Source organism: Hymenobacter sp. R533113 (assembly GCF_056835965.1).
The window spans coordinates 981,433-1,005,767 of sequence record NZ_JAKWBD010000013.1 but is presented as its reverse complement, the minus strand read 5'-3'; the positions used below and the strand labels follow the sequence as shown (position 1 = coordinate 1,005,767).

The window sequence follows — 24,335 nt, the reverse complement described above, 5'->3', positions numbered from 1 at the left end:
AGCTTAGAGGCTGCCATTGTGGTACTTTTAGTCATAATCATATTTAATAGTTAAATATTGATAATACTATTTATCCCTTTCGGTTATGTTTCCTCGCCTACGCTTCACGTATGCTGTTGCTCTGTTAGTGCTGTTTAAAAGCATCGGTTTAGAGGCCCATACCGTCAGCGATGCTGATGAGCTGTCGGCAGGAGGAGGCCAAACAACGACCGATGTCGCGGTTCAGCTCCGCCAGCTATACGCCACCAAATCTTTATCTGCTGAAGCTAGTATTCAGGAACAAGTTCAGCTGTTTTATACGCTCGTCGATTTCAGGCCGGTATGGACCACCGACGCTGGCCCAACTGAGAACGCGCAGGCAGCGCTTACCCTGCTGTTGCAGGCCCGGCGGTACGGGCTCAAGGCCTCCGAGTATGAGGCCGCTGCCCTGCAATTTTTGCTCGATTCACTACGGACAACGCCCACGCAGGTCCGGCAACGCCTGGCAGCCGAAACCCGCCTTACGGCGGCGCTCATCCTGTTTTCCCAACATCTGAGCCACGGCCGAATACAGGATAGCACGCTTCGGCCCTCGCAGGTGACGGAGAGCGAACTCATCAACGTCGCTATTCACCTTCATCAAGCGCTTCAAAGCAACAATTTTGAGCAGCATATGCTGATGGCGCAGCCCAAGAGTCGGAGCTATGTGCGGCTGCTGTGGGCGTGGCAGCGCTTATTGGCGTCGGATACGGTGGCGGCCCGTACAATGGCGCTTTCCGTGGCTCTCAACCTGGAGCGGCTACGCTGGGAGCCCCGCGCCGATTCTATCTATCTGGTCGTTAATATTCCTGCCTATAGTTTACAGGTGGTGCGCGGCCCGCAGGTAGTGCGCAGCCACCGGGTAGTGGTGGGCAAAGCCGCTACGCCAACGCCTGAGCTGTACAGCGCAATCAACTTTTTCAGACGGCACCCGAATGGCGGATGCCGCATAGCATTGCCACCAAAGAAGTTTTGCCCAAGTTGAAGCGCAATCCTCGCTACCTGAGCTCCCGCCACCTCCGGCTGTACAACCAGGCCGGAGAACGTGTGAATGCCTCGCGGGTGAACTGGAAAACAGTCACACCCGCTGCGTTTCCGTATCAGATCAGGCAGGCGCCTTCTTCGCGCAATGCCCTGGGAAACGTGGTATTTCGCTTTCCCAACCCCCACGAAGTATACCTGCACGATACTCCTGATCGGGAGTTGTTTGAGGCCAACACCCGTGCCCTGAGCCACGGCTGCATCCGGGTGCAGCATGCGTGGGCACTGGCTCGCTTTCTGGTGGAGCGTGATGCTGGCAAGGCGAGTAGCAATTGGGTGGAGAAGATGAGCGATAGTCTCAACGAGGGAGAAACCAGGTACTTTGGGCTGTACGCCTCCGTTCCGCTAATGATACGCTATCAAACCTGCGACGCCGATGGCAGTCAGCTCCGGCAGCTACCCGACATCTACGGCCTCGATAAGGTATTGGCAAAAGCGTGGGATACTACTGTCAGTGAGAACTTAAGCGCAGCCGCTAACCACTAAAGAGGCTTGGCGCTTACACTGTTAAGGATTGCATTGAAAAAAGCCCCCCAACGGCACAATTGGGGGGCTTTTTTGTGTATGAGCGAGAAATGAAGTTCAAACTCGCGACCCCCAGTTTAGAAAGCTGATGAGACGTACCAACTGCTCGCTAAGAAGTATTCTTATGTGGCCTCCAGCATCTTTTCCGGATAGGTAGCTGCCCTGCTTTTACCTTGTCGGCCTCATTAGCAGCTAAGGCTAGCCGCGTGGTCTACGCTCAGAACATGAGTAAGACGACTGATCACGAGGAAGGCAAGGCTACCGTGAGCGTGGTTTACAAAACCTGCCCTAGCCGAAGGCACTCATACCTTTCTGGTGCGTACTACCAAAGACCAAAAGCAGGCTTATGCTTTAGCGGGCTTCCGCTCTATCCCGTTACTGGAACGCGGAGGGGTAAAAGGTGCGGCGGAGTTACCTCAAGGACCAGCGCAAGAGGCTGTTGGCGGGTTGCCGGCTTGATGGGTTCACCTGCCATACCCTCAACTAAAGCCGTACCTTACAGGCCAACTCCTGCTTCTCTTTATGTCTGACGCTCCCTTCCCACCACCCAACCCTGAGTCTCACGAGGCTGAAATCCATGTGCTACGCGAAGAAAACGGTGAACTCCGTGCGGGCCAGGCAGCCGCGGCAGAGCAGGAGTCCCAAAACGATCGATATCAGCAGAGCCAAGCGCGCTTTCGCACCGTGTTTGAAAACTCGCCGCTAGGCCAGAAAATCATTACCCCTGACCTGATGATCCGCCAGGTTAACCTGGCCGTGGTGACCATGTTGGGTTATACCCGGCCCGACGAACTCATCGGTCGGCGCATCCTCGAGTTTGCTCACCCCGACCACCGCGCCGACTGGCACGAGTTGCAGCAACGCTTGTGGAAGCACAAGCTTCCCTATTTCAGCTTGGAAACCTGCCTGGTACGCGCTGATGGTTCTTCCTTTTGGTGCCAGGTTACGTCCGTGCTGTTCCCCGACGAAGGAGCCGAGCTGGGCTATACCATCCTGGAGGATATCTCCGAGCGCAAGAGCTTGGACGCCAAGCTTAAACGCCTCTATGACTCGCAGGAGACTATCCTGCACCTGGCCACCCACGACATGAAGGGGCCCATCGCCCACATCGAGTTGCTCGTCGATTTGCTGCAGCGGGAGGTGGCGGGCCGGGCCGGAGAAGGACCACCGCCCCCGGAAATGGTCCACTACCTGGGCCTCATCCAGCGGGCTTGCGCTCACGCCACTAGCTTGCTCGAAGACGTGCTTTACGTGGGAGACCTCGACCAGCACGGGTTGGACAAGCGCCCGACGGATCTAAGCGCTTACTTGGCGACGCGGCTCGAGTTGCACCGCTTGGCCGCGGAGGAAAAGGGGGTAGCCTTGGCCCTAGACTTGCCGGCGGAGCCTGTACACGGGCGACTCCACCTCGAGAAGTTCGGCCGGGTGCTGGACAACCTGCTGAGCAACGCGCTCAAGTTCACCCCGGCCGGGGGCACCATCACGGTAGGCGCGCGGGCGCACGAGGGCAAGGTTCGGCTGACGGTGCAGGACACGGGGATTGGTATTCCCGGCAAGCTGCATAGCAACCTGTTCGACAAGTTTAACCCCACGCGACGCGCGGGCCTGCAGGGCGAGACTACGACGGGGCTGGGGCTGTTCATCGCCAGGCAAATTGTGCAGCTGCACGGCGGCGACATCTGGCTCGAAAGCCGCGAGCAGGAAGGCACCACCTTCTTTATTGAATTGCCCTAGCGGGCCGCCCCGGCATTACTTTTGCTGCTGCGCGTTTTCTGCAACCCGTTGGTTACGGCCAGCCTTTCCCGGTGTTCTGCTTCTTTATGGTAAAGCTTTCCAGTGTGCTGCTGGTCGACGACGACCCGCTCACCAATGACCTCAACGAACGCCTGCTCAAGCAGCTCGGCGTAGCCGACCATTACCTGGCGGCCACCGACGGCGCGGATGCACTAACCGCTTTGGATCATCTGAGCGCCAACGCGAATCCCAGCAGCCCGGTTCTGGTCCTGCTCGATGTGAAGATGCCGGGTATGGATGGCATGGCCTTCCTCGACGCTTACCAGCACTTGCCCGCGGCTCAGCAGCAGGCTGTGGTTATTGTTATGCACACCGCTTCCATGAGTTCCATCGATCTGGGCCGCATGGAGTCTCTGCCCATTGCCGGCCTGGTCAGCAAGCCTCTGACCAAAGAGAAGATGGATACCATCCTCAAGCTCCACTACCAGCGCCAGTTCGCAATCACGTAGCGCTACGCTTTTCCGCAGATCAACGACGAGCGGCCCGTCCGCTCCGCTCGTTCAGTGTCGCGCCGAACCCTGCTGTAGGCATCTGGTTCCGCCATCATAAGGCTGCTCCTCGCCTTGTCCCTGCTGGCTGTGTAAGATGCGCGCACTTGACAGCTTCGAGCTTCTGGATGCACGCGTAGCTGTCGATGGCCCATCTGCATGAAACCATCATTATCGTCATACTTATCTGTCTCCTCGCATGGGCGGAACGTGCAACGGGTGCAGGAACTTAATATTGCCACCTTTCTCAGCAAGCCTCCTACCCGCGACAAGGTAGATGCAGTCTTGTGAGCCTACTTCGACCAGCACTAGAAACCGGAATCTCTTCTTTTACAATGACTGGAGGAGAAGCTTGTAGGCACTGCCATGAATACCAAAAAGCCCCCCAGCAGTGCTGCTGGGGAGCTTTTTATGCATGAGCGAGAAACGAGGCTCGAACTCGCGACCCTCAGCTTGGGAAGCTGATGCTCTACCAACTGAGCTACTCTCGCGGGGGCTTGGTAGAACAAAAATACGTTGCATAAATCAATTTACAACTACCGCGCGTATCGGGTGGGGGAGGCGCTGCGTTAGAGCAGCGCTTGTACCCCTGAGTTGCCCTCGGGGGGCTTTTGTTTGATGTTTATCTTTGAATGCATCCGCTATGGCTGATTTGCCGGCTAATCGTTCGCGTAGCTATTTGTATCTGATAGCGGGAGTCACGCTGTTTGTGCTTCAGCTTATTCGCCTGCCCGGCCATTATGCTGCCTGGCAAAGCAACACCCTGGATACGTTTCGCCTGACAATGAGTGTGATAGCCTTGGTGGTGGCAGTGCTCATGATCCGTTTTGGCTGGCGAATGCGCCGCGATGGCAAGGCTTCCGACGAGCCCGGCGACCACTCCATCTCCTGATTTTGCGGCGGCTGCCTGCGCCCGGTGTAGCTTTGCACCGTTTTTACTCCCGGCTTACTATGTCTTCTCCGCTCCGCATTACGGTGGCCAAACGTACCGCTCCGGTAGCTGCTCAACTGGCTGAATTAGGGCGCCAAACCTTCCAGGCTACCTTCGCTGCTGACAATCGGCCGGAGGATATGGCCGCTTATTTGGCCGAAAACTTCAGTTTGGAAAGCAACTGATTGAGCTGCAAAACCCGCAGACTACATTTTTGCTGGCCCATATGCAGCAGGAATTGGTGGGCTATGTCAAGTTATCGCTGAACTCTGTTATGGGCCTCGAAGAAGGAAAGGCAGCAACTGGCCGTCTGGAAATTGAGCGTTTATACGTGCGGGAAGATTGGCTGGGCACGGGCTTGGGCGCTACGCTCATGCGCCGGGCGATAGAGGAAGCGCGAACGCACAACTGTCGCACCATCGTTCTGGGGGTCTGGGAGCATAATCGCCGGGCAGTAGAGTTTTACAAGCGCTTTGGGTTCAAGGAGATAGGTCGCCATGAGTTTCAGTTGGGCGATGATATTCAGAACGATTTGATCCTGCGCAAAGGATTGTAAAAGCCCCCAAGCTGGATGGCTGTGCTCCTGTATTAGGCAGTCATTTAATACACTTGTCCAGCAGCTCAATAAGGCAGAAGAGGAAGTGCAGACGCGTCTTCCGCGCCAACTGCGTTACTTTGCCGTACTGCTCACCAAACCTCCTGCTGTGCGAAAAGACCGGCGCGCTACCTCTTTACAGTCCATTTTATCAGCCCAACCACTTCACTGGTGGCTGCCGTTTCTGCTGGTTTATCTGCTCAGTGGCTGCTCTACCGACGGGCGAGAAGCGGCAACCTTACCGCCACCTACCGGGCATTTTGAGGGGCCGATTACCTATCAGGGCACGGAGCTGCGCGCCACTCTCGATCTGCGGGAAGTAAAGCCGGGCCAGCTGCAAGGCGAGGTGCGCTTGGCTGATCGGCAGAATCTGAGCCTGCCAGTGCAACAAATAACGTATCATCATCCGCGCCTCACGGTGCGCTGGGCCACGGGCGCAACCACTGATTTCGTTATCAACTTTACCCGCGAGGGTGATTTTCTGAAAGGAAAATTTACCGCTGACTCTACGGAGGCCGAAATTCTGATGGTGCGTCGTGGGGAGGCCGAGCCGTTGCCCTATCTCGAACAGCCGTTGCGTGTACCGAGTAGCGGCAGGATGCTGCCGGCAACGGTACTCATGCCAGATGATACGCTGCAAGTGCATCCGGCTGTTGTAATGCTGCAAAATGTCCCCCAGCGTACTCCATTGGCCATGCAGATACTTACTGATTTGCTGGCGCGGCGCGGCGTGGTGGTTATGCTGGTGGCTGGGCGTCCGGCTACGGCTGGTGCCAGCGTCAGTCCCGATTCGCTGGCAACAGATATAGTAGCGGCTGCTCGGGCGCTGAAGCGCGTTGCGGGCGTCGATACCACACAGATTGGCTTGGTAGGTAGCGGCACCGGGGCTACCGCGCTGGCAATGGCGGCCAGCCAAGACGATAAGGAGAACGGTTTAATAAAATACGTCGTGGCTTTGGGCGCGCCCGGAACCTCCAATGCAGCCCGAGACACCGAACAAATTGATCGTGCCTTGCGAAAGCAGGATGCCAGCGCGGCCGACCGCCGCTTGGTTGCGCTTGCCCGCACCCAGCTGGAGCAATATGTGCGGCGCGAAGGCCGGGGCGACACAACAAAGCTGCACCGCAATCTGCAGAAAATTGCCCCCCAGTCGTGGGCGGCCAGTACTGGTCTGCCCACCTGGGTGCCCAGTCGAGACGAGCTGAAGCAGCCTAAATGGCAGGAACTATTATTTGACCCCCAAGCAGTTTGGCAGCAGGTGCGTGTACCCGTACTCCTGCTGTATGGCGGGGCCGATACAGCCCTTAATGTGCAGGTCAGCGCCAACCGCTTACGGGGAAACGCCGACCGCCGTCGGGGCTCCGTGGTGCGGATATATACTGGCGCCGACCAGCAGCTCTTGCTGCCAGCAGGCACCCAAAATGGAAAATGGCAATGGCCGCGGCCGGTGCCCAGCTATGTGGACGACCTCACCGCCTGGCTGCGCGAGCGACTGGAGCAATAAAAGGAGTGGGGGGCAAAAGCCCACTTGGTAGCCCTTAAAACAGCAATAAACCCTTCTCTCGCAGTTTCAGCCAAGTGGCCGAACTCAGGAAACGCTCGAAGGAAAAGCCAGCTTCTGCCGTTGGAAAACTGCTGGCCACTTCTTTCAACAGCACTTTGGTGTCGTAATCGGTGGTGAGCTGGGTGCAGAGCGTGTGCAGCCATTGGCCCAGGGCGGGCGTCGTCTTTATTTCGAAGTCCTCAGCTTGCTCGTAGAAAGTTAGCACGGCCTGGGGGGCTTTTTTGCCTGACTCCAGCCGAAGCTCCGGGGCATTGCCGAGCCAAAACAGGCGCAGGTTCTGCTTCGCGAAATCCGGCTTGGGTGCTTCCTCCACGGCCTGCTGAATCAGGTGGCGCGGCAGGGTAGGGCGCGGTACTTTGAAATCGAACCAGAAGGAAAGCGGCTCGACCAGATTCACGCCGTGCAGATAATTGTAAAGCGCCTTGGCCAGGCCCGGCCCAAACTGCTCGTGGTCGGCGCCGGTAGGGTCGTCGTGCCAGAGGTCGTTCCAGGCAAAGTCGCCGGGCTCCGGACCAACAGGCACTACCTGGTACTTCGCCGGGTTCTTACCCACAGGGCTATGCGCCGTCATGGAAAAGCGGTGCCAATAGCCCGACTGAATGACGCCCACCGCAAATAGCTGGCGTACTACTTCCAGCGAATCAATTGTTTCCTGGGCGGTTTGGGTCGGGAAGCCATACATCAGATACGCGTGCACCATGATGCCCGCCTGAGTAAAGCCATCCGTTACGCGGGCCACTTGGGCAATGGTGACGCCTTTTTCCATCAGCGCCAGCAGCCGGTCGGAAGCTACCTCCAAGCCACCTGATACGGCAATACAGCCCGAAGCTGCCAACAAGCGGCACAGGTCGGGAGTGAAGGTTTTCTCGAATCGGATATTACCCCACCAGGTAATATTGGTGCGACGCTTCAGTAGCTCCACGGCCAAATCGCGCAGGGCAAGAGGCGGGGCGGCTTCGTCTACGAAGTGAAAACCCGTTTGGCCGGTTTGCTGCACAATCTGCTCGATGCGGTCGGCAAGGAGGGCAGCAGGGGCCGTTTCGTAACGGGAGATATAGTCGAGCGTGACATCGCAGAAGGAGCAGCGCTTCCAGTAGCAGCCGTGGGCCACCGTGAGCTTATTCCAGCGGCCATCACTCCAGAGCCGGTGCATGGGGTTTAGCACCTCAATTACCGACAAATACTCGCTCAGCGGCAAGTCGCTATAGTCGGGCGTACCTACTTCGTGGTGCGGAATATTGGGAGCCTCGGTATTATTCAGGTATTCTACCTCACCAGCTTCATTGCGTAAAAACGTGCGTTGGAGAAGATTTTTGCCTGCATAGCTGTCTTGCTCAGGAAGAGAACGTCTTGCGTCTTTAATTGAATTAGTACTCCCGCTAAACACGCGAGATGCTTCAACAAGCTCAGCATGACCGGCTAACAGCTCTGCCTGATTATCTTTCTCCGCCGTTAGATATTCCAGCAGCCGCAACCACGGTCCTTCGCCATCATCCAGTGTGAGGTAATCGATATAGTCGAAGAAGCGCGGCTCCCGGATCTGGCGCAGCTCAGTATTGGGGTAGCCGCCGCCCATGAGAGTCTTGGCTGCCGGCCGTAGCTCTTTCACCCGCCCCGCGAGGCGCAATGCGCCATATAGATTGCCTGGGAAAGGCACCGTGAAACCTACTACATCGGGTTCAACGCGAGCCACCAAGTCGTCGAATGATTCCAGCAGCAGCTCATCCAACAAATTGGGTGGGGCTTGCAGGGCTTCATAAAGCGGCTCAAAGCTGGTAGCGGACAGCGCCAGCTTTTCGGCGTAGCGCGAAAAGCCAAACTGCGGCCCTACAGTTTCTTTTATTAAGTCGGCGAGGTCTTCGAGATAAAGCGTAGCCAAGTGGCGCGCCTGATCGGTGAGGCCCATGGTGCCAAAAGCCGTATCCAAGTCAGCTACGTTATCGAAGCGGGAGGCTTCGGGCAGAAAGCGCCCGTGACAGATGCGCGGGGCCAGCGTGTTGTCTTTGTTCTGCAAAAACCGGATAACCGGCTCAACGGTAGCCAAGTAGCTGCGTTGCAGCCGCACCATCCGCCGGGCATTATCGGAAAGCTCAAAGCTCCCGGCCTCAATAGTCGCAAACACGCGCCGCAGCCCCGCCTTCGAGAAAAGCTTCAGTACCAGCTCCAACCCCAGATCAGCTTGGGTGCTGGCGTAGCCGCGCGCACTCAGAAAACCCTTCAGGTAAGCAGTGGCCGGATACGGCGTGTTAAGCTGGGTAAGCGGCGGGGTTATAAGAAGAATGCGAAGACTGGTCACGACGGCAGAACAACGGAAAAGGGCATAAAGATACCGAACCGAGACAGCGCGCGAATCCGTTCCGCCACCCTGCCATTGTTTTGCGCAGGAGGTATAGTTTATGTGTCTGGCAGCTTATGCCCGGACGCTGGGGGGCTTTTTGCCCCCCAGCTTTCCTATAATTCGTCCAGCGACATGCGCTTGGGCATCAGGTCGCGGCGAAATTCGCTGACGGAACGGCCTGTTACCTGCCGGAACTGATTGCTCAGATGCTGACCGCTGCTATAGCGCATATGGTCAGCTATTTCACTGAGCGTCAGCTCACCGTAGCTCAACATCTCCTTGACGCGCTCAATTTTGAGGCGAATCAAGTATTTCTCAATGGTGAGATTGGCGGTGCGCGAAAAGACTTTGCTCAGGTGCGAATACGTAGCCGAAAACCGGTCGGTGAGGAAGGCCGACGTAGTGAGCGGCATGCGCGCGGTGCGCAGGTGCTCCAGGTATTCGCCTAACGACGTTTTAATTTGTTCGGTAAGCTGCTCGGCTCGGCCAGTCAACACGTCGAAGCCGGCTTCACGAAGCAGCGGCGCCACGGTCGCGGGGTCGACGGGCGTGGAATGATTTAGTTGGGCGTGGCCCAATTTTACTTCTGTTGGCTGATACCCAGCTTGTTCGAGCAGATGATGCACGGCTTCGATGCAGCGCGGGCAAACCATGTTTTTGATGTAGAGCAGGGTAGTCTTCACGGGCGAGGTTTTGGTTTTTGGTCTGAGCGCGGGGCCAGACGAGCCGGCTTCCGCGATGGGGAGTTAGGAACTGCAACTGAACGCGCACGCTGATCGGATTTAGGCTGATCTACTGCCCAACCCGGACCGAACCAATTAGCTGCTGCCCAATTAATAAAGGGGACAACACCTAAAAAGGTAACGGCTAAGAGCCAGAAAAATAAAAAAATGCGCCAAACACACGGACCAACAATTCATTCTGTACACCGAATACGTAAACAACCAGCAAAACGGCGAGTACCAGACTTATGCCCGCAATTACGCTCGTACGGCGCAACAATGGACGATAAGTGACTAGTACAGAGCGACTGGAAGGCATTGCAAAAGAGTAAGCAGAACGACAAAGATATTGTTTCCAGAACTTTTGAGCCCGCCACGCGGCTACCAGATCCAGTAGCTTGTGTTGCGGGAACTGTGCCTGGTCCTCATCGGGCCAGGTATTCAGTTGCTTGATAAGCTGCGCGATGGGCAAGCCGACCTCGGCATGCAAACGGTGAGATAACGCTTCGGCCGCTATGGGCCCTAGGTGCCCAATTCGGTAAGAGTAGCGGCATCCGGACAGATAAGCTCGGAGGTGCTGATTTGGCCGTCAGACTGATAGGCAGCCATCAAGATAGGATATTCTGAGCGAAGCAGGACGCGGAGGTCAATATGACCGTCGGATTCCTCAGCTAAACGTCCCCCCAATGGGGTTGAAGAAGAAGGCATAAACGAAGGGTTGAGGTTCGGTTTGCGGATTCTAATGTACATACATTCATTTGAATTTTCTAGTTCGGCCCGGGATAGTCTTCGCTGGAAACCAACTACCACCCCAAACTGCCGTATCATAGTCTGACCCTTTTTATTGCCTTGTATATCCTTGTACCCAGCCCATGAAAACCTCTTTTTTATCTCTAATTACGCTCCTGGGGAGCATTTTTGTCGCCTCCCTTACTAGCTGTGGCAGCACTGGCACCGACCCCGGCGATACGAACGTAGAAATCGGCTCCGCGAAAGAGCAGATAAATGAAAACAGAGCGGATGCCAACGACCCGGACGATAAGCTCTACACCACCTCCGATGCCGCCACCAACGGTACTGCTTCCGATACCTCGACCGTAAAAACCGGCAAGCAAGTGTATGACGAAGCCGCTGACCGCCGCGACGAAAACGTGGATGGCAAGGCTGGCCCGCAGTAAATAACACGGTACAAAAAAGCCCCCCAGACCAATTCTGGGGGGCTTTTTTGTACCGTGAAAACCAGGTTCTAATAAAATACAAAGCTGTTCGGGCCAATGTTCACGCCAAATGAATCGATGGCCATGCCCGTGGGCTGATAGCGAATTACCTTGCCCGTGGTGGTGAAAGGGGCGATAGAGCCGTAGATCGTGTTGTCCTTAGGATCAATGCCGAGGCCGTAGAAGCTGCGACGAATAAGGGGATTTGTTGGCAGTGTGCTGGCTCCGGCCGCGAGTTGGTATACCCCCCGCGGTAGCGGTAATATAGCTGATCCTTATTGCCGTTGGTAGTCAGGCTACTGGGCCCGCCAGTGGCAAACGGCAGACTCGTTTGAGTGGCCGGGGAACTGGGATTAAAGCGAATCAGGCTGCCAGTGGTGGACGAAACCACGGCAAACGTAGGAGCCGGGCCGTAGCGGGTAATACCGGTGCACGCTACCCACACATTACTGCTTTTGTCCTGCACCAAGCTGCTGGGCCCATCCTGCACCTGAATCGAGGATTCTACTATATCAGTGCTTGGGTTGATGATGCTGACCGTATTTTCGTCAGAGTTCGTGACGTACACCTTCCCATTGGCCAGGAGGAGCTGCTCGGGCTGACGACCCACGGGAATGGTCTTGGTTATGGTGTTCGTGCGCAAGTCCAGGACGGCTACGCGGCCGGGCTGGCCCCGCTGCACCCATTCCGTGACATAAGCCTTGTCGGCATTCACCGCTATCAGGTAGCGAGGTTGCTGGAAACCCGTAATGGTAGCCACCGCCTGAAAGTTAGCCATTGTCACGACTTCCACCTTGCCCGTCGCATTCACTACCAGGTAACCCCGGTCGCCCACCACTGTCATGGACTGCACTACATCTCCAAGTGGACGATTATTTGCGCTAGTGAACAGGTTGTTGTCGACTACAGTGCCGGAGGTTTTGCTGAACAGGCTGATGGCGCCGTTGGGCGTGTTGAATTGCCCTTCATTCACAATATAAACGTTGGTACTGTTGCCGGCCGGGGCGGGAGGGGCACCCGGACCATCACTATCCGGGTCGCAGCTGGCTAATGTGAAAGTCCCGATGCCGACTAGCAGCGTGCGGGTGAGAAAATGGGAAAGACGTGGTTGAAACATAAAAAAGAGGTAAGAGAGGGAAATTATTAGCGCCAGGTTAGGCGTAGGCTGAGGGTGGCATTGCGCGGCGGCATAGCCCGATAGGCATAGACCTGATAGTCGCTATTGGTGAGGTTGAAGCCCTGGGCCAGTACCATCAGCGCCCAAGTCGGAGTAATGGGCAGTGTCCGGCCCAGGCTGGCATTGAGCAGGGTGTAAGACGGCAGGAAATCGACGGCCGAAGCGTCGGTGTAGCGGTAGCCGGTGAACGTGAGCCCCGTGGTAAGCTGCCACTTATGCCAGCTGTGGTCGGTAGTAAAAGCCAACGAATGCAGCGGCACGTAGGGCAGCTGTCGGCCCGCGGGGTCAGGGTCTTCGGCGCGGCCTTTTACCTTTTCCGATTGAGTGAAGCCATAAGCTGCGCGAGCCGTGAGCGAATAAGCCCCCCAATGCCCGGTCAGCTGGGAGCTGGCTTCCAGGCCACGGGCGCGCACCTGGCGCAGGTTGCGGGGCGTGTAGGCGCCTTGGTTATTAGGCAGCCATTGCACCCAGTCGTCTATCAGCTGGTGATAGGCCGTCAACTCCGTTTGTACACTCCAGGGAGCATTTTGGGTGAACTGATGCCGCAAGCCAGCTTCGTAGCCACTGCCGTTTTCGGGCCGCAGATTTGGGTCGCCGGTACGCCAGAAACGCTCGTTCAGGGTAGGAGCGCGGTAGCTGCGCGAGGCACTGACTTTCAGCGAAACCTGCTGAGCCGGAGTTTGCCAAAACTGCCATTCGGCTCCTACCGTGGGAGCAAGTGGTGGCCGCCGGCCCGAGATGAACGCCTGCCGCAGATTGGCTGTGAGCTGCAAGCGAGGAATAGGGTCGTAGCGCAGCAGCCCAAAGCCCGAGAACCGGTTTTCGGATACGGACCGCCCGTAGCCATCTACTGCGGCCGCGAAGTGCTGGGCCTCACCGCCTACGCGCAAGCTGGCTTTTGAGTTGAAAGTGAAGGTGTGCTCGGCCTGAGCCTGGGTCGTGCGAACCCGCGAATTGCTCATCAGGTCGTCATTTTGATAATTAATAACATCCTCAAACCACGCCACCCGCACCGCCGACTCATGACGCCCGGAAGCTACATGACGATAGCCGGCCAGCAGACGGCGGCTTTGGTCCCGCTCGCGAGCGTGGTTGTTGCCCGAGCCAATGGCGGGCTGCAGCTGCCGGTCGGCATCGGTGAGCCAAACGGCGGCAGTTAGCTCGCCGCGCTCGCCCAGGCGCAGGGTAGCATCCTGGCTGAGGCTCCACTGGCGGGTCGCCGCGTTCTGCTGGCGGCGCCGCACCAAGCCCGTTATTTCGGGTGAGCTGTAGGGAAAGTCATTGGGGGCTTCGCGGTAGGAGGCCGCCGTACGCATAGCTACTTTTTGGTTGCTAAAGCGGCCTTCAAGGCTACCCGCGCCTAAGCCATACTGGCCAGCATCGAGCTGCGCGCTTACTTGTGCGCCCGCTCCCCAGCGAATAGGGGAAGAAAGCAATACGGTGCCGCCCACGGCGCCGGTGCCGTAGGTAGCGCCGGCCGGACCATGCTGTACATCTATGCGCGTATTGGCCCCAGCAGGTAATAAGGCAAAATCAGCTTCTCCTAGAGAAGGCAAGGTGATATTGAAGCCATTCCACAGCACCGCCGTGTGCCGGGCCGACGTGCCTCGGATGGTAATAGATGATAGCTGGCCGGGCCCGTAGTTCTTGATATACAACGGCGTGCGCGCCGCCAATACATCCGTAAGGGTACCAGTCCGATATTGGCTTAACGCCACTGAGTCGACGGTGGTGAGGCGGCTGCCTACGGCAAACCGACCAGGGCGCGCGGCCTGCACCCGCACGTCGGGCAGCACCTGAACGGTGGAAAGCTGGCTGGAATCGGGAGAGGAAGACGCGTTGGCGTTTGACTGGGCCTGACTGGGAAAGGCGCTCAAAACGCCCCCCAGCAACCCAAACGCTACTAACGGCTCGTGCCGCCAAAATCTGTGTGTACTCATGATCCGAACTAAATTTTCGGTTTAGGAAAATTCAGTTCAAAACCCCGCATAACTTCCTCCAAAAGCAGGAAACCACCGCGAAGCCGAGGCCGAAAACAGGAAAACCGACCGCACACAGCGGCCACTGCATTCGTTCTCCGCCTTTCCTCCGAAAGCGCTGAACATTGAACTTGTACAGGCAGGTCTCCTGGCTTGCTTCGGGTGGTACCGCCTTCCCATTTCTCGGGCTCCTGATACAGCAGAAGCTTTCAACGAAACAGTGGCCGGGGGATTGGCCCACCATCCTATGAAGCGTACAGTTGCGGGGACAGCTCCCGATTTGAACGGGATTCCCTTTTCAGCCTCGCCCCACAATCGGGGTCTGGCCACCTATAACGGGCGCAAAGATAGCGGCATTCAGCCGAATATAACGCTGGTTGTATGATGAAGATGCTCCCGCAAGCAAGTACCAACATGCCTGTAGCCGTATAGAAGTTGAAAAACGACCTGATAGAATAGACTATGGCCACTAAATTGCCCCCCAGCTTCTACCGTCGCCCCGATCCGGTGCAGATTGCCCGCGAGCTACTTGGTAAGCATGTGTTTTCAAACCTGAACGGCGAGCTGACGGGTGGCCGCATCGTGGAAGCCGAAGCCTATTCTCACGTCGGCGACCATTCGCTGACAATGCATATCAAGCGGCGTGGAACTCATGCTCAGGCCCTTTTGGAGCCGGGTGGGCGTGCTTACCTCTACCAGGTGTATCAGCGGCATACCTTGTTCAACATCAGCACCAATGAGGCCGATAAATCTGATACAGTCCTTATTCGGGCCATTGAGCCCTTGGAGGGTATAGAAATAATGCTTCAGCGGCGGAGCCAGACGGTAGTTTCGCCGAAGCTGACTGCTGGTCCGGGCTTGCTTACACAGGCGCTGAACATCACGCCCACCCTCACCGGCACCGATTTGCAAGGCGACGTGCTTTGGCTGGAAGACCATGGCGAAACAATACCCGAAGAGCAGGTGAAGCGCAGCCCGCGCGTAGGCCTGGCCTATGCCGGTGATGAAGCAGCCACCCTGCCTTGGCGCTTTCGCATTATTGGTAGCGCGTGGACAAGTAAGGCCTGACTACGAATTAAGCTGAGCTGGCTAACTTATACAGAGTTTTACCTCTTTTATGAACAGCTAAAAAAGCCCCCCAGAATTATTCTGGGGGGCTTTTTTAGCTGTTTAGATAGAACTGGTTTTGAAAGCTAATTACACACTTGCCAATCAATCTGTCCAGTCAGAAAAGTCTGTGGTTTGGCTTTTCTCGCAGACGAGCACCATCAGACGGCCGCGCAAATCGGTGGTAGCAAACAGGTACGTGTCGCCACCCTCCCGAATACCGGTTCGGAGGCGAAACTCAGCTACCGAGTCAGGAAAGTTGCGCGTGGTGACGTGGGCGCGCGCTTCAGGGCCCAAGTGGGGTAGGAGGGCATCGCGGTCGTAGCGCTCGGTGGCCCGAATGCGGAAAATGCGGCCGGGAAAGTCGGGTCGGAGCGTGTCGGCGGTGTATAAGTGGCTGTGCTGATGAAGCTTTAATAGCTCAAAGGCTGTACCTATACTTTTGAAACCACCGGCTTTGAGAACTGCCACGTTAGGCTCGTACAAATACTGTTGGGGCTCAGCGTAGCGCGGTATAGCGCGTGCCTCACGGGCCCTGTTCAGCCTAAACTCCTGCTGCTGACCGTTACGCAGCAAGTTGACAGTAAAGCGCTCCGGATCTACGGCCGCCTCTGGGCCCAACTCATATAATACCTCTTTGCACTCATTGTCAACGGCTACCACCCACAGGCGACGAACCTGGCGCAGCTCACTCAGAGCTTGCTCAATATCGAGCATGGGCGACGTTTTGAGCAGCACCCGCCGGCTTTTATGGAGCAGCAAAGGCAAAAGACGTAGCACATCCGGCTCGCAGTCCTGCAGGCGGAATATTTTCCGAGCTGCCGTGTCGCGCCTAGCCGGATCGAGATAGATCCAGTCAAACGTATCCGGGGTGTTCTTGAGAAAGTCTACTGCATCAGTGGCATGGCAGTGCACCGTTTGAATACCTAGCTGCGCCAGATTATATTCTACCACGGCTACTAGTTTGGGGTCGCGCTCTACGTAATGCACCTCCGGTATCCGGGTGGCAAAATACGTGGCGTCAACTCCAAAGCCACCGGTTAGATCGGCAAGGCGCTGTCCGCTTACAAGGCTGGCCTTAAATGCTGCGGCGCGGGCTGAGGAGGCCTGCTCAACCGAAACTGCGCTGGGAAAAATCAGGTCTGGGTTATCAGCCCAAGCCGGAATCTTGGTGCGAGCCTTCTGGCGCGCCTGGATCTGGCGCACCAGATCGGGTACTGGCAGGCCCGGAAAGCGCCGGGCCTGGAGGGCAAGTTGGGCGGGGTCGTGGTGCAGGTGGTCGGCAACGTACTGCCGGGCCGCGTCGGGCAGCGGAAAGTCCATGGCTATGCTTACGCAAAAACGGGCTCTTTAGCGCAATCTAGCGCAAATTCCAGCGCAAAGCGAGGTGAGGCTGTCCCGTCGGAGCTGCGGTGAAACCTACGGCAGCGGGCGATAGACGCTGAAAAACGCCTCCGCGAGCGGCGGGCCAACTTGCGTTGTGTGCCTCTACTGCCCGTTGGAAATGGGTGTTCGTATTACGGCTGATGAACACATTAGCCAGCAAACTGGCGGCGGCTACGCCAATGGCAACCTTTTGCGGATTGCTGAAATAGCGCTGCTTGCCTTCGCCCGCCATCACCTGCTGCCCATAGAAGCCCAAAGCACCCATAAAGGTCAGACGCTCAGCCAAAAACAGCCATTTCTGCTGCCGGTAGCTATTTAAGTGGTCCAAAGCCTGTTCATTGCCGGCTAAGTAAGGGCGCAGGCGTTGCCCGAAAAAGCCGGCATTCTGATAGTCATCAGTGCCCTGGGGGGCAAAATAGAAGTTCTTCTGAGCACCATTCAGGGCACGGCCCTGGTCCTCGGGGCTGAGACGCAGAATACTGGGTGTTTGTTGAGCGTGCGCTACACTAAAAGCTGATGAGCAAAGGAGCAATAGGGCAAAGGAGCGAAGATTCATAAACGAGGGAGGAGCAATAAGCAGGTAGAAGTAAGGGACTTCAGGGCGAGGTAATTAGTTCAGTGAAAGCCAAAACTTTCGGCCCTCTACTCAACAAAAGGGCCAGGGTCTACGTTCTGAGGCCAGTTTACTTAGCTTTTTCACCTGTTAATTTGATTATGACAACTTTCACAACTGCTTTTCGCCGCTACCTCCTGCTGGCTACGATGCCTGCCGCCGCGCTAGCCTTTTCCGGCTGCGGCGACGATGATGATAATGGCCCTGGTAATGGCCAGGTAATGGCCATCCATGCTGCTGCCTCAGCCAACGTGCGTGTAAAAGTGCTGGTCAATAACTCGGAAATTGGCCAGCTTAATTATGGCGAGAGCTCTAGGTACTTGAATGCTCCAGCCGGCGCACAGGAGGTGAAGATCAACGTCGCCGCCTCTGACCAAAACGCTACGACGCAAACTGTTACCATTGAGCGCGACAAGAGCCAGTCGTTGTTCGCTTATGCTCCAAGCACAACAGCCAATGCCGTTGCGCTACTAGCGGTATCCGATGATTTGACGGCCCCAGCGACTGGTCGCGCCAAAATTCGTTTGGTGCATTTAGGGCAGGGTGCTCCTAGTCCCGTAAACTTAGCGCAGGCCTCAGCATCGGGTGCTCCGGTGAATGTTATTTCTACAGTGGCGTTCCCTACAGCTTCAGCCTTCGTAGAGATAACACCCGGTGATTACAACTTTGTAGTGACGAACAGCACCAATGCCACTGTGACCTCGGTAGGCAATGGAACTGGTGCCGGTACCGGCACCAGAAATTATGCTCCCGGCAAAATTTATACAGTATTAGTGCGCGGTGTAGCCAGCAGCCTCGATCAGACCTTGCAGCCACGAGCCACAGTAATTGAAAATAACTAGCTCATTAGTAACTAGTAATAAGCAACTAAAGAACCTGTTCCTTGTCGGGGCAGGTTCTTTGTTTTTTACCTTCGACTAACAATTTGCTTACCTTTGCAGTTGAATAGCAAAAACACACTATATCATGGTTGATACGACCTACGTTCCTTACAAAGTAAAAGACATGTCGCTGGCCGAATGGGGCCGCAAGGAAATCCGTTTGGCAGAGGCTGAAATGCCGGGCCTAATGGCTTTGCGCGAAGAGTTTGGCGCTTCGCAGCCGCTCAAAGGTGCCCGCGTTGCCGGTTGCCTGCACATGACCATTCAAACCGCCGTACTCATCGAGACGCTCATCGCGCTTGGTGCTGACGTGACCTGGTCATCGTGCAATATCTTCTCGACCCAGGATCACGCTGCTGCTGCTATTGCTGCTGCTGGTATTCCGGTATATGCCTGGAAAGGCATGAGTGAGGAGGAGTTCAACTGGTGCATCGAGCAAACCCTGTATTTCGGTGAAGACCGTCAGCCCCTGAACATGATTCTGGATGATGGCGGCGACCTGACCAACATGGTGCTCAACAACTTCCCTGAATTAGCTGCTGGCATTAGAGGCATTTCGGAAGAAACCACCACTGGCGTACTGCGCTTGCTGGATCGGGTGAAAAACGGCAGCTTGCTCATGCCCGCTTTCAATATCAATGACTCCGTAACCAAGTCGAAGTTTGATAACAAGTACGGCTGCAAAGAGTCGGCAGTAGACGCTATCCGTCGGGCAACTGACGTGATGATGGCTGGCAAAATTGCCGTTGTAGCTGGCTACGGCGACGTAGGTAAAGGTACTGCTGCTTCGTTGCGCGGTGCCGGTGCTCGGGTTATCGTTACTGAAATCGACCCCATCTGCGCCCTGCAAGCTGCCATGGACGGCTACGCGGTGAAGAAAATGTCGAACGCTATTAAAGAAGCTGATATCGTAGTCACTGCTACCGGCAACTGCGACATCATCACGGAAGAGCATTTCCGCGCTCTGAAGGATAAAGCTATCGTCTGCAACATCGGCCACTTCGACGATGAAATCGATATGGCTTGGCTGAATGGTAACTACGGCCACACCAAAGACACGGTGAAGCCCCAGGTTGACTTGTACAACATCGATGGCAAAGAGGTAATCATTCTGGCCGAAGGTCGCTTGGTGAACCTGGGTTGCGCTACTGGCCACCCTTCGTTCGTGATGTCGAACTCGTTCACCAACCAGGTATTGGCGCAGCTGGAACTGTGGCAGAACGCTGATCAGTACGAGAACAAAGTATACACGCTGCCTAAGCACCTCGACGAGAAAGTTGCTTATCTGCACCTAGCCAAAATCGGTGTGGAGCTGGATGAGCTGAAGCCCAAGCAGGCGCAGTACATCGGCGTAGACGCACAAGGCCCGTTCAAGTCGGACCTGTATCGTTACTAGAATTTAGCTTTAATCAGAAAAAAGCCCCCCAGATAATATCTGGGGGGCTTTTTTGTTGCGCTTTTATTCAACGACCGTAAACCACGGCACATTTAGCTGGCCCGGCATCAGGTATATTTCGACGGTCTCGCCCACCTCTGTTTGCTCATAATAGTCCTGAGTAACGGTCACATCTTCGTTGGCTGTGCGCGGTCCCCAGGGAGCAACTTCCAAGTAGTAAGTGGTGGTTTTGCCGCTGCTTATATGTTTGCTGATCACCTGCGCCTCATACTTAGTAGCCTGACTTTCATCAAACGCACAATTGTAAGCGAGTGTACCAGCAAATCCATATAGGGCAGCCGTAAATAGTATCGCAATTAATAAGCTTATTCGCGACTCATTACTATAGAGGGAGGTGCGGCTAACTACCAATAACACTAGAATAACGATAATTGCTACAAAGCCCGCTTGAGGCCACAGAGGGCTATACTCCAGAACTTCAAAATCCAGAAATACACGCATCATCAGTAACAGCAGCGGCCCGAGGATGGCCGTGGTTAATCCGGGATAAGCACTGTTCTTTTTTTCGTCAAACCTGATAGCACCTTGGTGTAGCCATAAGGCTGCCATAGCTATCAAAGGCATAAGTAAGCCGGCAGCTATGGCCCATTCATAAGGCTGAGGTCGTAAGAGTAGCCATGCCGTTACTATACCTCCAATAATATTCAGCCATTTGGCGGTACGTCGCGCTTTCTCCAGCGTTTCTTGCCGCTCAGTCGGTGTCCTGCCCAAATCGTGTTCTTCCAACACCTGAGCGGCTTCTTGCTCCTGCTCTACTATATCCAAATCGGGATAATGGTCTGTGAACCATTCTTGCAACCCCTCATAATTCTCGCTGGTGTAGCCTATCTGGATCTTTGGATCAGATGCATTTCTTGGGAAGATGTGTATGTATTGCTCACTAATTCGATAGCCTTTAATATTATCCAATAGCAGCTCTTTACGCCGGAATACGCCTGCATAAATGAGCTTATCAGCGGTAATAATATGTTTGGCTTTAATAGTTTCTAGTAGACCGTATACAAGAAAAGCAGCCATCCCTATCATTAAAACAGAAAAGCTAATCGTTAGCCCCAGCCCGAGTTCTTCGCTTTTATCCCAACTCAGAAAGGGCAGAGCTAAAAACAAAAGGATAAGGGGTGGAGCTAAGATGTACATGAATAGGCGCCAACCTTTGGCAGTGCCATATTCTTGCTGCGTTTGCGACTGTTGGGTGGTAAGCATGATCTGATAAAGCTGTAGAATAGGGAAGGGAGTAAATGAAGTGGTAATTATGGGTTGCGAAACTGAGGCCAATAATATACTTGGGCTACTAAATCAGAATAATAAGCTGGCCTTAATTCTGGATATTTGCCCCCCATGCCCGTTCCCCTCTCCATCGTCATCATCACATTCAATGAAGAGCACAACATTGGCCGCTGCTTGGATGCGCTCGGCGACATAGGCGACGAGGTAGTAGTAGTCGATTCCTTCTCGATCGATGCGACGGTAAGTATCTGCGAAAGCCACGGCGCGCGCGTCGTTCAGCACGCTTTTGCCGGCTACGTGGAGCAGAAGAACTTTGCCACCACTCAGGCGAGCTACAACCACGTGCTCCAACTAGACGCCGATGAAGTACTGACCGACGAGCTGCGCCAAAGCATTCGGGAGGCCAAGCAAAACTGGCAGGGCGCGGGCTACACCTTAGCTCGCCTCACCAACTACTGCGGCACCTGGGTGCGCCACGGCGGCTGGTACCCCGACCGTAAGCTGCGCCTCTACGACCGGCGCCTGGGCCGCTGGACTGGCTTGCTCCTGCATGAGCGCTATGAAGTAACTGGGGGGCAAAATATCGGCACCTTATCCGGCGACCTGCTCCATTATTCCTACGATTCAGTGGCCCAGCACATAACGCAGCTCAACCGTTTTACCAGCATCGCGGCCGAGGAGTTGGCGTTGCGCGGGAAAGGAAGCGCCACGCTTTTTCACCTGCTCCTCAAACCTACCTGGAAGTTCGTACACGGTTACCTTTTGCGTCTGGGCTTTTTAGATGGTTTTGCTGGTCTGTGCATTGCCAGCATCTCTGCGGGGGGCGTTTTTTTGAAATACGCCAAGCTGCGCACTCAGCCAAGACCTGACGCTACATGAAAACCTTTCTGGTAAGCCGGACTGATGCCATTGGCGACGTCGTACTGACCCTGCCCGTTTGTGGCCAGCTGAAGCGCTTATTTCCGGGGTGCCGGGTCTTACTGATTGGCCGCACGTACACGCAAGCAGTGGCGGAGGCCTGCCCGCAGGTTGATGGGTTTATCAATGTGGATGAGTTGCTGAAAAAGCCCCCCAGCGCACAGGTTGCGTTGCTCCAGGCAGAGGAAGCCGCTGCTATTATTCACGTTTTCCCAAATAAAGCCTTAGCCCAACTGGCGCAGAGGGCCGGTATTCCGCTGCGTATCGGAACCCGCAACCGCTGGTTTCACTGGCTAACTTGTAACCGGCTGGTTGCTCTGAGTCGTCGCCACTCCCCTTTGCATGAGGCCCAACTAAATCTGCAACTGCTAAGCCCGCTAAATGCTCCCCAAGCCGGTCTGCCATTAGCCGAAGTAGCGACACTGAGTAGATTGCAGCCAGTGGAGCCGCTGGGGGGCGATTTCAAACAGCTTCTCCAAGATCGTAAAGCCGGGCAGCTCAATATCATTCTGCATCCCAGCTCGCGAGGGAGCGCACGCGAGTGGAGCCTCGACCATTTTGGTACCTTAGTCCAGCTATTACACCAAGCCGGGCACTGCGTATTCATCACTGGAACTGCCGCCGATGGCGAAATGCTACGGCCTTGGCTAACGACTCACGCCGCTGCCCTTGCTGACCTAACCGGACAACTCTCCCTGCCCCAGCTTTTGGCCTTTATTCACGCCGCCGATGGCTTGGTAGCTGCCAGCACAGGCCCGCTGCATTTGGCTGCTGCGCTGGGCCGACATGCGCTAGGCATCTATCCACCCTTGCGGCCCACCGATCCTGGTCGTTGGGCCCCATTGGGCCCCTATGCCGAATATCTCGTGTTCGACCGCCCCAACTGTACCGATTGCCGGACGCAGCCGGCGGCGTGTACTTGTGTACGGGCTATTCAGCCGGCGCAGGTGTTGGCACGTATTTCGGGCTGGCAACCGTTAGCTATTTCCGCATCCTGATATTTTGGCTTTAACCTCTCATTCTGCTCCTCCCACTTCCTTATTGCCAGGCCTGCGGCTAGCCTGGCGGCAAGGCCGCTTGTCCCAATACCTGTTACTGCTAGCCTGTGTAGCTGGGGTCGTAGGTCTTTTCACTTCTCGGGCGTTGGTGGCCCTGAGCCCGCTGGTGGGTGTAGCCGCCGCAGTGGTTAACCCAAATGTGCGCTTGGCCTTATCGCAGTGGCTTCGCAATAAATCAGCCTGGAGTTTAGCGCTCCTTTACTTTTTGCTGGTAGTAAGTGGTTTATATACCGAAGACTGGTCAGTTTGGCAGCATCAGATATATCGGCAGCTTCCCTTGATAGGGGTGCCGTTGTCCTTCGCTCTGGCTGTGCCGCTGAGCGCCCGGCAGCGCTATACAGTTGGTTGTCTATTTGTAGCTGGGGCGACGTTTATAGGCGGCGCTACGGTTATTCGCTATTTGCTAAACCCGCTTGCCAACAATGAGCTGATTATGGTTGGCCAAAACACGCCTTCGGTAACGGGTATCTTTCACATTCACTTCGGGCTGATGCTGGCCTTGGCTGCTTACTTCGGCCCGTTATTGAGTCGTAGTGTTTATGCAGGGAAGGTAACACGAGTGCTGCTGGTGCTGGGGGGCATTTTTTCGGCTGTAGCCCTACATGTGTTGGCCTACCGAACGGGTCTACTGGTGCTTTATGCCGCTTTGCTGGTAAATGGGGTTATCCTTATTGTTGGGCAGCGACGCTTCCTGCTGGGGGGCATTTTACTGGCTTTCCTATTCATTGCGCCTTTCATAACCTATAACTTCCTCACCTCTTTCCGCTACCGAGTGCTGGGTACGGCTTATGATATGGCGCAATTTTCAGCTGATCGGAATATCAATGATTTCTCCGTGTCACAGCGCTTTGCCGCCTGGGAAACTGCCCGCGTATTAACCACCCTCCGGCCCTGGGCGGGCGTGGGCTTGGCCGATGTTCGGGCTGAGATGATGCGCCAATACGAATGGCGCGACTACGGCTTGGAGCCGGCCAACCGCGTCATGATTCATAATCAATACCTGCACTACTTAGTTGGGGGCGGCGTCATCGGGTTATTTCTTTGGCTACTGGTTCTGCTTGGACCGCTGGCGCAACCTAGTTTGCGTAGAAACCCGTACGTGATACATTTCCTAGTCGTAATGGGCACCGGAATGTTGGTTGATTCACTGCTGGAGCTCCAAATTGGCTTCAACTTATTCGTGTTTCTCTACAGCTTTCTACTGGTGGCTGGTGAGCGCCGTAGCCAACAAGTCGCCGCGAACCTTCCCTGAGCGAACAGGTATAGAAATATACGTTTCTTGGCTGATTGTCCTTTTTTG

At 55.6% G+C, this 24,335-nt stretch carries 24 protein-coding genes, 1 tRNA gene and 1 riboswitch; of the genes, 15 read left to right on the top strand and 10 right to left on the bottom strand.

Features of this window, described 5'->3' with window-relative positions; genetic code table 11:
• The first annotated feature begins 85 nt into the window (after positions 1–85).
• From MKZ35_RS13645 to MKZ35_RS13630, 4 genes are all read left to right on the top strand, one after another.
• Positions 86–1,003: a L,D-transpeptidase scaffold domain-containing protein gene (locus tag MKZ35_RS13645; RefSeq protein ID WP_482513794.1), complete on the top strand. Its 918-nt coding sequence runs from the start codon at positions 86–88 to the stop codon at positions 1,001–1,003.
• Positions 1,000–1,545, top strand: coding sequence for a L,D-transpeptidase family protein (locus tag MKZ35_RS13640; RefSeq protein WP_482513793.1), 546 nt, complete (start codon positions 1,000–1,002; stop codon positions 1,543–1,545). Before MKZ35_RS13645 ends, MKZ35_RS13640 begins: the two co-directional genes overlap by 4 nt.
• Positions 1,546–2,106: 561 nt before the next feature.
• A complete protein-coding gene (locus MKZ35_RS13635) occupies positions 2,107–3,318 on the top strand; it encodes a PAS domain-containing sensor histidine kinase (protein WP_482513792.1) in 1,212 nt (403 codons plus the stop codon).
• A gap of 86 nt (positions 3,319–3,404) precedes the next feature.
• A complete protein-coding gene (locus tag MKZ35_RS13630) occupies positions 3,405–3,827 on the top strand; it encodes a response regulator (protein ID WP_482513791.1) in 423 nt (140 codons plus the stop codon).
• A gap of 457 nt (positions 3,828–4,284) precedes the next feature.
• Here the strand turns inward: MKZ35_RS13630 and MKZ35_RS13625 are convergent.
• A tRNA-Gly gene (locus tag MKZ35_RS13625) sits at positions 4,285–4,357 on the bottom strand.
• 137 nt (positions 4,358–4,494) lie between these two features.
• Between MKZ35_RS13625 and MKZ35_RS13620 the strand changes: the two genes are divergently transcribed.
• The 4 genes from MKZ35_RS13620 (at position 4,495) to MKZ35_RS13605 (ending at position 6,896) form a co-directional block, all read left to right on the top strand.
• Positions 4,495–4,758 carry a hypothetical protein gene (locus MKZ35_RS13620; protein WP_482513790.1) on the top strand — a complete coding sequence of 88 codons (264 nt, stop codon included), beginning with the start codon at positions 4,495–4,497 and terminating at the stop codon, positions 4,756–4,758.
• A 59-nt stretch (positions 4,759–4,817) separates the two neighbouring features.
• The gene (locus MKZ35_RS13615; protein ID WP_482513789.1) at positions 4,818–4,982 is read left to right on the top strand and encodes a hypothetical protein; all 165 of its coding nucleotides are present in this window, start codon (positions 4,818–4,820) and stop codon (positions 4,980–4,982) included.
• Positions 4,979–5,353: a GNAT family N-acetyltransferase gene (locus tag MKZ35_RS13610; RefSeq protein WP_482514749.1), complete on the top strand. Its 375-nt coding sequence runs from the start codon at positions 4,979–4,981 to the stop codon at positions 5,351–5,353. Before MKZ35_RS13615 ends, MKZ35_RS13610 begins: the two co-directional genes overlap by 4 nt.
• An 85-nt stretch (positions 5,354–5,438) precedes the next feature.
• Positions 5,439–6,896: an alpha/beta hydrolase family protein gene (locus tag MKZ35_RS13605; RefSeq protein ID WP_482513788.1), complete on the top strand. Its 1,458-nt coding sequence runs from the start codon at positions 5,439–5,441 to the stop codon at positions 6,894–6,896.
• Positions 6,897–6,930: 34 nt separating this feature from the next.
• Here the strand turns inward: MKZ35_RS13605 and MKZ35_RS13600 are convergent, their stop codons facing one another.
• The 4 genes from MKZ35_RS13600 to MKZ35_RS13585 all read right to left on the bottom strand — a co-directional run bounded on the left by MKZ35_RS13600 (position 6,931) and on the right by MKZ35_RS13585 (position 10,724).
• Positions 6,931–9,252 carry a B12-binding domain-containing radical SAM protein gene (locus tag MKZ35_RS13600; protein WP_482513787.1) on the bottom strand — a complete coding sequence of 774 codons (2,322 nt, stop codon included), beginning with the start codon at positions 9,250–9,252 and terminating at the stop codon, positions 6,931–6,933.
• A 155-nt stretch (positions 9,253–9,407) separates the two neighbouring features.
• Positions 9,408–9,977 (bottom strand): helix-turn-helix domain-containing protein, encoded by a 570-nt coding sequence (locus tag MKZ35_RS13595; RefSeq protein WP_482513786.1) that lies wholly within the window; start codon positions 9,975–9,977, stop codon positions 9,408–9,410.
• Between the two features lie 184 nt (positions 9,978–10,161).
• Positions 10,162–10,506: a hypothetical protein gene (locus MKZ35_RS13590; RefSeq protein WP_482513785.1), complete on the bottom strand. Its 345-nt coding sequence runs from the start codon at positions 10,504–10,506 to the stop codon at positions 10,162–10,164.
• Between the two features lie 32 nt (positions 10,507–10,538).
• Positions 10,539–10,724 carry a thioredoxin domain-containing protein gene (locus MKZ35_RS13585; RefSeq protein WP_482513784.1) on the bottom strand — a complete coding sequence of 62 codons (186 nt, stop codon included), beginning with the start codon at positions 10,722–10,724 and terminating at the stop codon, positions 10,539–10,541.
• Positions 10,725–10,888: 164 nt separating this feature from the next.
• On the opposite strand from MKZ35_RS13585, the gene MKZ35_RS13580 reads away from it, so the two are divergent.
• The gene (locus tag MKZ35_RS13580) at positions 10,889–11,194 is read left to right on the top strand and encodes a hypothetical protein (protein WP_482513783.1); all 306 of its coding nucleotides are present in this window, start codon (positions 10,889–10,891) and stop codon (positions 11,192–11,194) included.
• A gap of 145 nt (positions 11,195–11,339) precedes the next feature.
• On the opposite strand, the gene MKZ35_RS13575 is transcribed toward MKZ35_RS13580, so the two are convergent.
• On the bottom strand, positions 11,340–12,350 hold the full coding sequence (locus MKZ35_RS13575) for a YncE family protein (protein ID WP_482513782.1): 1,011 nt from the start codon (positions 12,348–12,350) through the stop codon (positions 11,340–11,342).
• Between the two features lie 26 nt (positions 12,351–12,376).
• Complete coding sequence (locus MKZ35_RS13570; RefSeq protein WP_482513781.1) at positions 12,377–14,350, bottom strand: TonB-dependent receptor; 1,974 nt, start codon at positions 14,348–14,350, stop codon at positions 12,377–12,379.
• Positions 14,351–14,510: 160 nt separating this feature from the next.
• Positions 14,511–14,738, bottom strand: a riboswitch (cobalamin riboswitch).
• A 113-nt stretch (positions 14,739–14,851) separates the two neighbouring features.
• Between MKZ35_RS13570 and MKZ35_RS13565 the strand changes: the two genes are divergently transcribed.
• Positions 14,852–15,457: a DNA-3-methyladenine glycosylase gene (locus tag MKZ35_RS13565; RefSeq protein ID WP_482513780.1), complete on the top strand. Its 606-nt coding sequence runs from the start codon at positions 14,852–14,854 to the stop codon at positions 15,455–15,457.
• A gap of 144 nt (positions 15,458–15,601) precedes the next feature.
• Here the strand turns inward: MKZ35_RS13565 and MKZ35_RS13560 are convergent, their stop codons facing one another.
• On the bottom strand, positions 15,602–16,819 hold the full coding sequence (locus tag MKZ35_RS13560) for a class I SAM-dependent methyltransferase (protein WP_482513779.1): 1,218 nt from the start codon (positions 16,817–16,819) through the stop codon (positions 15,602–15,604).
• A gap of 37 nt (positions 16,820–16,856) precedes the next feature.
• The gene (locus MKZ35_RS13555) at positions 16,857–17,438 is read right to left on the bottom strand and encodes a hypothetical protein (protein WP_482513778.1); all 582 of its coding nucleotides are present in this window, start codon (positions 17,436–17,438) and stop codon (positions 16,857–16,859) included.
• A 158-nt stretch (positions 17,439–17,596) separates the two neighbouring features.
• Between MKZ35_RS13555 and MKZ35_RS13550 the strand changes: the two genes are divergently transcribed.
• Together MKZ35_RS13550 and ahcY are read left to right on the top strand one after the other, a co-directional pair.
• Positions 17,597–18,337: a DUF4397 domain-containing protein gene (locus MKZ35_RS13550; protein WP_482513777.1), complete on the top strand. Its 741-nt coding sequence runs from the start codon at positions 17,597–17,599 to the stop codon at positions 18,335–18,337.
• A 124-nt stretch (positions 18,338–18,461) separates the two neighbouring features.
• On the top strand, positions 18,462–19,772 hold the full coding sequence (gene ahcY / locus MKZ35_RS13545) for an adenosylhomocysteinase (protein ID WP_482513776.1): 1,311 nt from the start codon (positions 18,462–18,464) through the stop codon (positions 19,770–19,772).
• Between the two features lie 63 nt (positions 19,773–19,835).
• On the opposite strand, the gene MKZ35_RS13540 is transcribed toward ahcY, so the two are convergent.
• Entirely contained in the window at positions 19,836–21,035 is a 1,200-nt protein-coding gene (locus MKZ35_RS13540; RefSeq protein WP_482513775.1) for a hypothetical protein, read from the bottom strand.
• Positions 21,036–21,170: 135 nt separating this feature from the next.
• Between MKZ35_RS13540 and MKZ35_RS13535 the strand changes: the two genes are divergently transcribed.
• Genes MKZ35_RS13535 through MKZ35_RS13525 form a run of 3 tightly spaced genes read left to right on the top strand, consistent with a single transcriptional unit; the run spans position 21,171 to position 24,287 of the window.
• Positions 21,171–21,938 carry a glycosyltransferase family 2 protein gene (locus tag MKZ35_RS13535; RefSeq protein WP_482513774.1) on the top strand — a complete coding sequence of 256 codons (768 nt, stop codon included), beginning with the start codon at positions 21,171–21,173 and terminating at the stop codon, positions 21,936–21,938.
• On the top strand, positions 21,935–22,975 hold the full coding sequence (locus tag MKZ35_RS13530; protein WP_482513773.1) for a glycosyltransferase family 9 protein: 1,041 nt from the start codon (positions 21,935–21,937) through the stop codon (positions 22,973–22,975). The genes MKZ35_RS13535 and MKZ35_RS13530 overlap by 4 nt, the downstream gene beginning before the upstream one ends.
• A gap of 4 nt (positions 22,976–22,979) precedes the next feature.
• A complete protein-coding gene (locus MKZ35_RS13525) occupies positions 22,980–24,287 on the top strand; it encodes an O-antigen ligase family protein (protein ID WP_482513772.1) in 1,308 nt (435 codons plus the stop codon).
• Positions 24,288–24,335: the final 48 nt, after the last annotated feature.